This is a genomic window from Pelagibius sp. (assembly GCF_028289705.1).
GTDB lineage: Bacteria > Pseudomonadota > Alphaproteobacteria > Kiloniellales > Kiloniellaceae > Pelagibius.
Window position 1 is genome coordinate 1 of sequence record NZ_JANQOI010000117.1, and the last position, 11348, is coordinate 11348.

12 protein-coding genes are annotated in these 11348 nt (G+C 66.6%); 6 read left to right on the forward strand and 6 right to left on the reverse strand.

Features of this window, described 5'->3' with window-relative positions; translation table 11 throughout:
• Both Q0996_RS15355 and Q0996_RS15360 read left to right on the forward strand, forming a co-directional pair.
• On the forward strand, positions 1-189 hold a 189-nt coding region (locus tag Q0996_RS15355; RefSeq protein ID WP_299621502.1), incomplete at its 5' end, for a hypothetical protein.
• Positions 190-260: 71 nt separating this feature from the next.
• Positions 261-626: a hypothetical protein gene (locus Q0996_RS15360; protein ID WP_299621505.1), complete on the forward strand. Its 366-nt coding sequence runs from the start codon at positions 261-263 to the stop codon at positions 624-626.
• A 290-nt stretch (positions 627-916) separates the two neighbouring features.
• Here Q0996_RS15360 and Q0996_RS15365 read toward each other — a convergent pair whose 3' ends face one another.
• On the reverse strand, positions 917-2302 hold the full coding sequence (locus Q0996_RS15365) for a pilus assembly protein TadG-related protein (protein ID WP_299621508.1): 1386 nt from the start codon (positions 2300-2302) through the stop codon (positions 917-919).
• A gap of 334 nt (positions 2303-2636) precedes the next feature.
• On the opposite strand from Q0996_RS15365, the gene Q0996_RS15370 reads away from it, so the two are divergent.
• Positions 2637-5114 carry a ligase-associated DNA damage response DEXH box helicase gene (locus Q0996_RS15370; RefSeq protein ID WP_299621511.1) on the forward strand — a complete coding sequence of 826 codons (2478 nt, stop codon included), beginning with the start codon at positions 2637-2639 and terminating at the stop codon, positions 5112-5114.
• A complete protein-coding gene (gene pdeM, locus Q0996_RS15375; protein WP_299621514.1) occupies positions 5111-5815 on the forward strand; it encodes a ligase-associated DNA damage response endonuclease PdeM in 705 nt (234 codons plus the stop codon). The genes Q0996_RS15370 and pdeM overlap by 4 nt, the downstream gene beginning before the upstream one ends.
• A gap of 108 nt (positions 5816-5923) precedes the next feature.
• Here the strand turns inward: pdeM and Q0996_RS15380 are convergent, their stop codons facing one another.
• The gene (locus Q0996_RS15380) at positions 5924-6412 is read right to left on the reverse strand and encodes a fasciclin domain-containing protein (RefSeq protein ID WP_299621517.1); all 489 of its coding nucleotides are present in this window, start codon (positions 6410-6412) and stop codon (positions 5924-5926) included.
• Between the two features lie 299 nt (positions 6413-6711).
• Between Q0996_RS15380 and Q0996_RS15385 the strand changes: the two genes are divergently transcribed.
• Positions 6712-8163, forward strand: a complete 1452-nt coding sequence (locus Q0996_RS15385) for a deoxyribodipyrimidine photo-lyase (protein WP_299621520.1) — start codon at positions 6712-6714, stop codon at positions 8161-8163.
• On the opposite strand, the gene Q0996_RS15390 is transcribed toward Q0996_RS15385, so the two are convergent.
• The 3 genes from Q0996_RS15390 to Q0996_RS15400 all read right to left on the reverse strand — a co-directional run bounded on the left by Q0996_RS15390 (position 8160) and on the right by Q0996_RS15400 (position 9960).
• The gene (locus tag Q0996_RS15390; RefSeq protein WP_299621523.1) at positions 8160-8714 is read right to left on the reverse strand and encodes a DinB family protein; all 555 of its coding nucleotides are present in this window, start codon (positions 8712-8714) and stop codon (positions 8160-8162) included. The genes Q0996_RS15385 and Q0996_RS15390 overlap by 4 nt on opposite strands.
• 25 nt (positions 8715-8739) lie before the next feature.
• Positions 8740-9135 (reverse strand): rhodanese-like domain-containing protein, encoded by a 396-nt coding sequence (locus Q0996_RS15395; RefSeq protein ID WP_322096721.1) that lies wholly within the window; start codon positions 9133-9135, stop codon positions 8740-8742.
• Between the two features lie 87 nt (positions 9136-9222).
• Positions 9223-9960 (reverse strand): YafY family protein, encoded by a 738-nt coding sequence (locus Q0996_RS15400; RefSeq protein ID WP_299621526.1) that lies wholly within the window; start codon positions 9958-9960, stop codon positions 9223-9225.
• A gap of 80 nt (positions 9961-10040) precedes the next feature.
• Here Q0996_RS15400 and Q0996_RS15405 point away from each other — a divergent pair, with 80 nt between their 5' ends.
• Positions 10041-10361 carry an antibiotic biosynthesis monooxygenase gene (locus Q0996_RS15405; RefSeq protein ID WP_299621529.1) on the forward strand — a complete coding sequence of 107 codons (321 nt, stop codon included), beginning with the start codon at positions 10041-10043 and terminating at the stop codon, positions 10359-10361.
• A gap of 86 nt (positions 10362-10447) precedes the next feature.
• On the opposite strand, the gene Q0996_RS15410 is transcribed toward Q0996_RS15405, so the two are convergent.
• Positions 10448-11320 carry a LysR family transcriptional regulator gene (locus Q0996_RS15410; RefSeq protein ID WP_299621532.1) on the reverse strand — a complete coding sequence of 291 codons (873 nt, stop codon included), beginning with the start codon at positions 11318-11320 and terminating at the stop codon, positions 10448-10450.
• Positions 11321-11348 lie beyond the last annotated feature (28 nt).

The following is an 11348-nucleotide window of genomic DNA, read 5'->3' on the forward strand; positions in this document are numbered from 1 at the left end:
ACCGACGACAAGCCGCTGACCGTCACCCTTTCGCGCAAGCCGGACGGGATGATGGCAGCCGCCCTGGGCGAGCAGGCGCTGTTCGAGGCCCGCGACCAAAGCTTCCGCGACCCCTTCGCCGGCGTCCTCATCGCCAACCGCGGCGGCGACTACGCGGTCAAACGGATGACCGTGAGAGGGACGGATTAAGTGGACGTCGCTACCGACGGGGAATCAAAAGCCGGTACTGCAGACCTGTGGTGAAACGGGTTGTTACGACAATGCTGCTGATGCTGTCTGCCGCAACCCCGACAGTCTGGGCAGACACAACGCAGGACTCGAAACCGCCTTGTCCCCACGAGATCTGGTGGCTGCCGTGCCAGGTCAATACAGAGAAATCGGATGAGATCGAGAGGCTGATCGCAGAGGAACTCTATGTCGGCGCATCCTCGGAGGCCATCGAGGCCTTCTTCGAACGCCATGGGATCCTCTATTCCTATGACGAGTTCGACGATCGATACCAGGCCGTCATCCGCGACGTATCTGGTGATGCTGTGCTGGACCAAGCCGTATCGATCTATGTGTATATTGACGAAAACGGAGACTTTGAGGGATCAGAAGTCGTTGATGTCTTCACTGCTCCCTAGGTTTCCGATCCCACTCCCGTCACCCTCGTGCTTGTCACGAGGGTCCATTCCTCAGTCGCAGGATGGCTGACGAGATGAGCTTCGTCGGGGTTCCGAGTCTAGCCGTGCAATGGATGCTCGGGACAAGCCCGAGCATGACAGGTGAGATGACAGTTCATCTGTGCATCCCGGCGGATGGGTTTCGGAGCGCGGTTGTGGTGCGGACGCATCCGCTCTCCTGACCAAGCGATTTCTCTCCGAGCGTCAGCCTGGAGATTGCCCCACGGAAGCCAAGCCCAGCGGGCAGGCGCCTACATCGAAATCCGGAGGTTGGAGACCTGGCGGGCGATGTCGCGGAAGGCCTGCTTCAGCTCGGTTCCGGTCTCCGGCAGGTAGACGTGCTCGGCGTCGGTCGCGCAGTTGTTCACGAAGGACGTGGCCGAAGCGGATTCATCGACGTCGAAGCCCACGGTGTAAACCTTGATCCCGGCGGTCTTCATGTTGGTGCAGAGCGCCAGAGCCTGGTCATGGCCGTTGCCGTTGGGCGAATCCTGGTTGATCTTGTAGTTGCTGCTGCCGCTGCCGCTGGTCGAGTTCTGGGCGATCACACCGTCGAAATAGATGCTGTTGAAGACGCCGTCGGTCATGACGATGACGACCTTCAGCACCTCCTGGCCGAGGGTGACGGCACCATAGGCCGACGGCCGGCTGGCGGCGGGCCAGAGGTAGCCGAAGTTCGGCGAGACCATGTACCAGCCCCAGGCCACGCCGATCTGCCCGGCCGTGGATCCCGCGGCGGCGAGGGCGTTGATGCTGTTGTGCAGCGTCGTCTTGTTGCTGGTCAGCGGCACGATGGTCGGCGTGAGGCAGGGGTTGTAGGTGCCCGGCGGCGGGAAGTTCCGGCCCAGCGGCGCCACGTTCGGCGCGGCATCGGTGGAGAGGTTCGCGCCGGTGCGTTCGGTCACGCAGGTGCTGATCTCGTGGGTCGTCCAGGCGTTGTCGCTGGCCCGGCGGAATTCGAAGTAGCGGCAGGTCGGCTCGGCCGGATAGGTGCAGGTGTCGTTGGTAAAGGTGCCGCGCACCTGGTCGGCATAGGCCCCGACGTTGACGCCCATCGAATAGGGCACGATGGCTACCTTCGAATAGAAGGGGTCCTGGATGTCCTGGACCACGATGTCCACCAGCTCGTTGGCGGCCGCCCTCAAGTCGGTGATGCGCTGGCCGGCCATGGAGCCCGTCACGTCCAGCACCAGGGAAACCTCCACGTCGCGGGAGGAGAGTGTTGCCTCCGCGGTGGCCGCGACGTCGGTGTAGTCGGTCCCCAGGGCGCTCATGAAGAAGGTTGGAATGGTCGCCTTCGCCGTCACCGTGATCGTGCGGTTCTCGTCGTCCGGCGTGATCTGCAGCGGCTCCAGCACCGCGCCCATGTAGTCGGACTGGAAGTTGGCGTCGAAGAACCTCTGGATGTCCGCATCGCGGGTCGGGCTGGCATAGTTGCGCGCACCCGCCAGAGCCGCGGCATCCACCGCCGCCGCCAACTGGGAGCGCACGTTGTATGCCACGGAGGTATCCACGGCGACGCCGACCCCGCCGACGACGGCGAGCGTGCCGATGGTGAAAAAGATACTGGCATTGCCGCGGGCATCGCGCCGAAAGCGCGCCCACGTCCCTTGTACGCTTTTGATTATTGTGCGCATCGCGGGGGTCTCCCCGGAAGTCCATTTCGCAAGAGGTCCAGGGTAGCGATTCAGGGTCAATAGTCCGTTAAGACTCGGGCGAATTTCAGGGTCGAAGCCGTGTGCGGTCCTGAAACAGGAATGCGCAGAAACGCTCGGAAAACGCGGCAGGTTGCGCGCAAACTCCATCAACTTTGAGTCAAGTTGCCGCCGATTGCTTACCGCAGCGTGGTGCGACCGCACCGGGGTCAGGCGGCCGTCACGGAGTGCGCCATTGGCAGCAACGTTGCAGCAGCAATCCGGCTGGGCGAAGCACGCCTTCCCCCGTTCCGGACCGCGGTCTATCTTAGGCCCTGTGAGCCAGCCAGCCCTTCTCAGCGAGTCGAACCTCTCCGCCCTGCCGCCGGTCTTCGCGGACTGGTTCGCGGCGCGCGGCTGGCAGCCGCATCCGCACCAGCTGCAGATGCTGCGAGCGGCGGAGGCCGGGGAGTCGGCGCTGCTCATCGCCCCCACCGGCGGCGGCAAGACCCTGGCCGGCTTCCTGCCCAGTCTCGTGGACCTCGCCGGAGGGCAGCACACGGGGCTGCACACGCTCTACATCTCCCCCTTGAAGGCCCTGGCGGTGGACATCCACCGCAACCTGACCCGGCCCATCGAGGAGATGGGATTGGCGATCCCCTGCGAGACCCGCACCGGCGACACGCCGCAGTCCAAACGCCAGCGTCAGCGGCGCCGGCCGCCGGCAATCCTGATGACCACGCCGGAGTCCCTCGCCCTGCTGCTGTCCTACTACGACGCGCCGCAGGTCTTCGCCGGCTTGAAGTGCGTGGTGATCGACGAGCTGCACGCCCTGGCCGGCACCAAACGCGGGGATCTGCTGGCGCTCGGCCTGGCGCGGCTGCAGACCCTCAGCCCCGGCTGCCGCCGGGTCGGCCTCTCGGCGACGGTGCACGATCCTGACTGGCTGGCGGCCTGGCTCTCCCCCACGGCCGATCCCACCGGCGTGCGCCGCATCCTCGGCCGCGACGGCGCCGAGCCGGTCGTGGAGATCCTCACCACCAAGGAGTATCTGCCCTGGTCCGGCCGCATGGGCATGCACGCCGTCGCCGAGGTCTATGAGAAGATCAAGACCGCCGGCACCACCCTGGTCTTCGTCAACACCCGCGCCCAGGCGGAATTGGTGTTCCAGGAGCTCTGGCGGCTGAACGACGACGGCCTTGCCATCGCCCTGCACCACGGCAGCCTCGCCGTCGAGCAACGCCGCAAGGTTGAGGCCGCCATGGCGGCGGGCCGGCTGCGCGCGGTGGTCGCCACCTCCTCCCTCGACCTGGGCATCGACTGGGCCGCCGTCGACCTGGTGGTGCAGGTCGGCGCGCCCAAGGGCTCTGCCCGGCTGCTGCAGCGCATCGGCCGCGCCAACCACCAGCTCGACCAGCCGAGCCGGGCATTGTTGGTGCCGGCCAACCGCTTCGAGGTGTTGGAGTGCCGCGCCGCCCTGGAGGCGGTGGCCGCGCGCAGCCTGGACGGCGACCCGCCGCGCCCCGGCGGACTTGATGTGTTGTCTCAACACATCCTGGGAACCGCCTGCGCCGGACCCTTCGCCGCCGACGACCTCTACCGAGAAATCACCCGAGCCTATCCCTATAAGTCGCTGACCAGAAAGGATTTCGACCGCACTCTAGATTTCGTCGCGACAGGCGGCTACGCCCTCAAGACCTATGAGCGCTACCGCCGCCTGGGCCTTGATGCCCATGGCCTTTACCGGGTTGCGCACATCGCCCATGTGAAGCGCTACCGCATGAACGTCGGCACCATCGTCGAGGCCCCGGTGTTGAAAATCCGCATGAGGAACGGGCGCGTACTGGGCGAAGTGGAAGAGTATTTCGTCAACGGGCTGGTCCCCGGCGACACCTTCTTCTTCGCCGGCCAACTGCTCTGCTTCGAGGGCATGCGCGACAACACGGTGCTGGTGAGCCGCGGCAAGGGCGGCGAGCCCCGGGTGCCGGTCTATGCCGGCGGGCGGCTGCCGCTCTCCACCCATCTGGCCGAGCGGGTGCGCGGCATCCTGGAGAACCCGGAGCGCTGGCACGACCTGCCGCCGGCGGTCGCCGAATGGCTGCGCCTGCAGCGCTGGCGCTCGGTGCTGCCGGACACCGCCGGGCTGCTGGTGGAGACCTTCCCGCGCGGCGAGAAGGAGTTCCTCGTCGCCTACTGCTTCGAGGGGCGCAACGCCCACCAGACCCTCGGCATGCTGCTGACCCGGCGCATGGAGCGGGCCGGCCTCTCCCCCCTCGGCTTCGTCGCCACCGACTACGTCATCGCGGTCTGGAGCCTGAAGCCCGCCGAAGACATGGCCGCCCTCTTCGACCAGGACATGCTGGGCGACGACCTGGAGGAATGGATGGCCGAGTCCTCCATGCTCCGGCGCACCTTCCGCAAGGTGGCGGTGATCGCCGGGCTCATCGAGGCGCGCTCGCCCGGCCAGGAGAAGTCCGGCCGCCAGGTCACCTTCAACGCCGATCTGATCTATGACGTGCTGCGCCGCCACGAACCCGACCACATCCTGCTGCAGGCGACCCGCGCCGATGCGGCCGGCGGCCTCACCGACATCGGCCGCCTGGCGGAGATGCTGAAGCGCGTGCAGGGGCGCATCGAACACCGCCGGCTGGAGAAGATCTCGCCCTTGGCCGTGCCGGTGCTGCTGGACATTGGCCGCGAGCAGGTCTACGGCAGCGGCCTCGACGAGTTGCTGGACGAAGGCGCCCAGGCGCTGATCGAGGAAGCCACCGAGGGCATGGATGTCGGGGTCGGTCAGGCGGAGCTGCCGCTGTGAGCGACGCCGTCCGACGCAACGACAGCCCCGCCGACCGCCTGGTGGTCAACGGCGTCGAGCTGACCGCCGATCTCTCCGGCGCTCTCCTCTGGCCGGCGCGGCGCCTCGCCGTCGTCGCCGACCTGCATTTCGAGAAGGGCTCGGCCTTTGCCGAGCGCGGGCAGTTGCTGCCGCCCTACGACACGGCGGCGACCCTCGACAAGCTGGAGGCGGTGCTGATGCGGCACCGGGTCGAGAAGCTGATCTGCCTGGGCGATTCCTTTCACGACCAGCGCGCGGCGGACCGCCTTCCAACATCGGTTGCCGAACGGTTGCGGAGCCTCACCGCCCGCCACGACTGGATCTGGATCGCCGGCAACCATGATCCGGCGCCGCCGGAGGATCTCGGTGGCCAAATCGCCGGGGACTGGACTGAAGGCGCCCTCACCTTCCGCCACGAAGCCGAGCCCCGGGCCTCGGCCGGCGAGGTCTCCGGCCACTTCCACCCCAAGGCCGCCGTGCGCGTGCGCAACCGGCGGCTCTCGGCCCCCTGCTTCGTCACAGACGGGCGGCGCCTGATCCTGCCGGCCTTCGGCGCCTATACCGGCGGCCTCAACGTCCTCGACCCGGCCATCGCCGGGCTCTTCGCGCGCCGCTTTCAGGTGACCCTGCTGGGCCGCAAACAGGTCTTCACGTTTCCAAGCGGCGCCCTCACCGGCTGACCCGGTCGCGCAAATCGAAGCGGCCGCCTCCAGTGAGGGAGACGGCCGCTTTCTGCCGCAGCCACGTTGGGGAACGGGTCGGCTGCGGGATGTGAACGCCGTCGATGGCTACTGCGGCAGGACCACAGTATCGATGACGTGGATGACGCCGTTGGAGGTCTCGATGTCGGCCTGGATCACCTTGGCGTTGTCGACGGAAACGCCGCCGTTCAAGGTGTTGATGCTGAGCTTGTTGCCCTGGACCGTGCCGGCCTTGAGCTGCTTGTTCAGGATGTCGCCGGACATGACCTTGCCGGGCACCACGTGATAGGTCAGCACCGCCACGAGCTGATCCTTGTTCTCCGGCTTCAGCAGGTTTTCGACAGTGCCGGCAGGCAGCTTGGCGAAGGCTTCATCGGTCGGCGCGAAAACGGTGAAGGGTCCGTCGCCCTTCAGCGTGTCGACCAGGCCCGCGGCCTTCACCGCCGCCACCAGGGTTTCGAACTGCCCGGCGGACACGGCAGTGTCGACGATATCGGCGGCCTTGGCAGCGACGGCGGAAAGGGCGAGAGGCGCCGCGACGACTGCAGCGAGAAGCGCACGCGAAAGCGATTTCATGGAAAAATCTCCTCCAAAGTTATGGTGTCATGCTGGAACGAAGGCGGCGGTCGTTGGGTCAACCGGATCCTTGCCGCGATCTTCTCGGCCTCCGCTTGGTTGCCGAAGTAGGGCACCGGTCAACTGCGTCAAGCCGTTGATCGAAAAAAGAAAAAATTATTCACCCGGGGTGATCGCGAAGCTGTGGCATTGCGTATAAGAAATCTTCGGGAGGGACGCGCGCCCATCCACAGTCCGGCCACAGGAAAGTCACAAGGGGCGTTGCGCGATGGCCTCAGGACCTGCATGACTGAGCATTGATGAGCCCTTCGCCAAGTCTTCTCTGGTTTCGCCAGGACCTGCGCATCGCCGACAACCCGGCGCTGCGTGCGGCCCGCGCGCGCGGCGAAGCGGTTCTCGCGCTCTACATCCTCGATGACGAGACCGCCGGTGCATGGCGGGCCGGCGGCGCGGCGCGCTGGTGGCTGCATCATTCGCTGACCGCCCTCGACCGGGACCTGCAGCGGCTCGGCGCAAAGCTCTGCCTGCGGCGTGGCAGGGCCACCGAGATCCTGCCGGCCCTGACTGCCGAAATCGGTGCCGGAGCCGTGTTCTGGAACCGCTGCTACGAACCCTGGGCCATTGCGCGCGATAAAGTCCTGAAGGCACAGCTCCGCGACGCCGGCCTGACGGTCGAGAGTTTCAACGGCGCCCTGCTCCATGAGCCCTGGGCGATCACCACCGGCCAGGGCGGCCCCTACAAGGTCTTCACGCCGTTCTGGAAAGCCCTGCTCGCCGCACCCCCGCCGCCCGCCCCTGAGGCGGCACCGCAGCGCATCGACGGCCTGCAGGAAGTGGCGAGCGAGCGCCTGGACGATTGGGCGCTGCTGCCGACAACGCCGGACTGGGCCGGCGGCCTGCGCGAGACCTGGACGCCGGGGGAAGAGGGCGCCGCCGCCTGCCTCGACACCTTTCTGGACCAGGCCGCCGAAGGCTATCCGGACCAGCGCGACCGGCCGGACCGCCGCGGCACCTCCCGCCTCTCCCCCCATCTCCATTGGGGCGAGATATCGCCGCGCCAGGTCTGGCATGCGGGTCAGCGAGCCATCGCCGCCGGCACCCACAGCGAGCGCGGCGTCATGGCCTTTCTGCGTCAACTGGGCTGGCGCGATTTCTCCCATGTCCTGCTCTACCACTGGCCGGACTTCCCGGAACAGTCCTGGCGCCACGAGTTCGACGCCTTTCCCTGGCGCGAGGACGAGGCGGCCTTCACCGCCTGGTGTCGTGGGCGCACCGGCTATCCCATCGTCGACGCCGGCATGCGCGAACTCTGGCACAGCGGCTGGATGCACAACCGCGTGCGGATGATCACGGCCTCCTTCCTGATCAAGGATCTGCTGATCCCCTGGCAGCGCGGCGAGGCCTGGTTCTGGGACACCCTGGTGGATGCCGACCTCGCCAACAATGCGGCGGGCTGGCAGTGGGTTGCCGGTTCGGGCGCCGACGCCGCCCCCTACTTCCGCATTTTCAATCCGGTGACCCAGGGCGAGAAGTTCGACCCCGAGGGTGCCTACATCCGCCGCTGGCTGCCGGAGCTCGCGGCCCTGCCCGATGCCGTCCTGCACAAGCCCTGGGAAGCGCCGCCGGAGGTGCTGGAAGCGGCGGGCGTCACCCTCGGCGCGCGCTATCCGCGCCCCATCGTCGATCACAAGGCGGCGCGCCAGCGCGCACTGGCAGGCTACGAAACGGTGAAAAGGCAGGCAGCGGGCTAATCCGGCCAGAGCGCCTCTTCGGCCCAACCGAGCACTGCCAACTCCTCTTTCCGCAGCTCTGCGTCCTGCTGAAGGAAGAATTCATCGAGCTGCGGCGGGGCCACCGAAGTGGTGGACAGCAGACCGTGGGCTTGGCCGCGATGGTGGACCTGATGCTGGAAGAGGTGCAGCAGCACCCGCTCGGTCCGCTCGACCTTGTCGCCGGCGGCCCGGATCAGCCGCATGGGCGCCTCCAAAGCAGCCTCGTCCAGCGCGGCGCAGACCTCTATCAGACGGCGGTCGACGGCAGCCTGTTCGCGCTGCAGATCGGCCACGGTCTTGCAGGGTTCCTCATCGCGCCAGGCCGCCGGGCCCAGGGAGCCGCCCTCCAGGGCATCGACGTAATACCAGTCGACAATGAGGATGTGATTGAGGGTAGCGCGGAGCGAGCCGAAGAAGCCGCCGCGCGGCGCCGCGAAATCCTCCTGGGTCAGGGCGCTGCAAGCGGTCAGCAGGCGATGATTGGCCCAGGCGTTGTTGCGGGCCTGGGCGAGGAAATGGCGTTGCGCCATCACGGCCCGTCCTGACGAATGCCTCTTAGCTGCCGGGCGCGCTGTCCACTGGCGCCTGAGCCTCGACCCAGGCCTGAAAGCCGCCGACCAGATTGACCACCCGCGGAAAGCCCATGTCCCGCAGCGTCTTCGTGGCCAGGGCCGAGCGGCCACCGGAGGCACAGAAGAGCACCAGTTGCTTGTCCGGATCGAAGGCCGGATTGTGCATCGGGCTTTCCGGGTCGGCGATGAACTCCAGAAGGCCCCGCGGCACGTGGGCCGATCCCGGGATGGTCCCCTGCGCCAACTCCGCGGGCTCGCGCAGGTCGATGAAGGCGACGTCCGCGTCCTCCAGCATGTCCCGGGCGTCTTGGACCGAAACGATGTCGATCACCGCGTTGGCTTCCGCAAGCAGGTCTTTGAAGCCCTTTGAGATGGCCATGGCTGTCTCCTTCCTTCGCCGCTCACCCCCCGAAGCGCGATCATAGATCAACGGCCGGGCCGCAGCACCCTCGATTCCGCAACGGTGTCAGGGGGAGACCGCGTCCACCCCCTCCAGGGCCTTTTGAAAGCGTGACAGGGGACTGAGTTGGAAGTCCTGATCCAGGATTCGCGCGCTTTCCAGGCGGTCGCAGCGGAACGTCCGGATGTCCGCGCGCAGCGTGTCCCAGGCGAGAACATACCAGACGGGGTAGTTGAGCATCAGATAGTGCGGCTCGATGACCCGCCGGGTTCCGAGGCCCTCTTCGTTGCGGTAGTCGATCCGCAGTCGCCGCATCATCAAGAAGGCCTCGTTCAGGCTGCCGATCACGCCACTGCGGCCCCTTTCGTGTTTGGACAGCACGGCGGCCGAGGCCGTCTGTCCGATCAGGACGCGCTTGTTGATGCTCCGCAGCCGGTCCTTCATCGCCGGTGAGAAGGATGCCATGAGTTTGCGGCGGACCGGAGTCAGGTTGGCCAGGAAGATCGGCGAGTCCATGCGCTCGGCAATGGCCAGGCTGATCAGCAGGTCGATGGCCTCGCGATAGTCCAGCTGCATGCGGCCGACGCCCCAGGTGCGGTGCAGGCGAATACCGCCACCGCGCCCCCGGTCCGCCTCGATGGGAAGTCCCCTCTCCCGCAGCAGCGCCACGTCCCGGTAGAGCGTGCGTTCGGAGATGCCGAGTTCCTCGGCAATGGCGCGGACCGTCAAGGGCTCGTCCGACTTCAACCGACTGGTGATGAACTCCAGCCGCTGCAGGCGGGTCAGGGTGGATGCACGCTGCATCGATAAAAGGTGACACAAACTGTCATCTATGTCGATACGCTCGGCGCTTCGATCCAGCACTCAGAACGAGGGAGACCGAAGTGAGCGGCTATACCATCGAATGGGCATCCATCCGCCTGGCCAAGGGCAAGACCGAAGCGGACCTGCTGACCGCCTCCAACACCTTCCAAAGCGAATTCCTTGATCGGCAACCGGGCTTTGTCCGCCGCGAGCTGCTGCGCCTCCAGACCGGCGACTATGCCGACGTCGTCCACTGGCGCAGCATGGAGGACGCCGCCGCGATCATGGAAAAGGCGGCCGGATCACCGGCCTGCCAGGCCTACTTCGCGGTGATGGAGATGGATTCGGACGACCCTGCAGAAGGCGTCGAGCACCACCATTCGCTGGCGGTCTACGGCTGATGGAGGGAGCTGAATAGTCCGCTGCAAGGAAGTGCAGTACCAGAGATGCATTAGCGCGGGCGGCGTTGATCAGGTGGCATCCCCGGTCATCCGCCGCCGACCCGCGCGATGGTCTCCCGCTTCAGGATTGCGGCGAGACTGCGCGCAGCCGCCGAGGCCTCCGGTGCCTGGAGCATCCGCAGTTCGATGCGCGGCAGCTCCGGCAGGCCGGCATTGCGCCGCAGGCAGACCATGTCCTTCGGCAGCCCGTGCGCCGTGCGGACGGCAATGCCGAGCTTGGATCGCAGGGACGCCCAGATCCCGGGCAAGCTGGGCGTCGTGACGGCCGCACGCCAGCGCCGCTTGCTGCGGTCGAGCGCCGTCAAGGCCGCTTCGCGGAAGTGGCAGGGATGGGTGAAGAGCACCAGGGGAAGCGGGCTTCGCTCGGCGAGCTTTGCAGCGTTGCGCTGCGCGATCCAGCGCATCGGCAGATCACAGAGCACTTCGCCTTCCGCAGCCGCCCGCGGCTTGTAGAGGGCAATCGCCACGTCGAGACGGCCGGCGGCAATCTCCTCCCCGAGGATATGATTGGGGCCCGCCCGCACCTCGACATGCACATCGCGATGATCCCGCGAGAAAGCCGTCAGGGTCGCGGGCATCACGTCGTCGAAGAAGTCCTGTGGCAAACCCAAGCGGACCGTCGCGGTGTTCACCGCGGCGCCGAGCATCGCCGCCGCCTCGTCGTTCAGGGTCACGATCCGGCGGGCGTAGGCGATCAGGGCCTCACCGGCCTCAGTCGGCACCAGCCCGCGGCCCTTGCGCACAAAGAGCTGTGTGCCCGCCTGTTGCTCGAGCTTCTTCAACTGCATGCTGATGGCCGACTGGGAGCGCCCGAGCTGCACGGCGGCGCTGGCAAAACTGCGCAGGTCCGTTCCCATCACGATGGCGCGCAGTGCATCGATATCGAAGTTCGCTTTCACTTCAATATTCCTGAATTTACTCTTTATA

Bases quoted from the DNA above. Each gene is read 5' to 3' on its own strand.
- Q0996_RS15360 (WP_299621505.1), top strand. From the start codon at position 261: ATGCTGCTGATGCTGTCTGCCGCAACCCCGACAGTCTGGGCAGACACA.
- Q0996_RS15365 (WP_299621508.1), bottom strand. From the start codon at position 2,302: ATGCGCACAATAATCAAAAGCGTACAAGGGACGTGGGCGCGCTTTCGG.
- Q0996_RS15380 (WP_299621517.1), bottom strand. From the start codon at position 6,412: ATGAAATCGCTTTCGCGTGCGCTTCTCGCTGCAGTCGTCGCGGCGCCT.
- Q0996_RS15385 (WP_299621520.1), top strand. From the start codon at position 6,712: ATGAGCCCTTCGCCAAGTCTTCTCTGGTTTCGCCAGGACCTGCGCATC.
- Q0996_RS15390 (WP_299621523.1), bottom strand. From the start codon at position 8,714: ATGGCGCAACGCCATTTCCTCGCCCAGGCCCGCAACAACGCCTGGGCC.
- Q0996_RS15395 (WP_322096721.1), bottom strand. From the start codon at position 9,135: ATGGCCATCTCAAAGGGCTTCAAAGACCTGCTTGCGGAAGCCAACGCG.
- Q0996_RS15400 (WP_299621526.1), bottom strand. From the start codon at position 9,960: ATGCAGCGTGCATCCACCCTGACCCGCCTGCAGCGGCTGGAGTTCATC.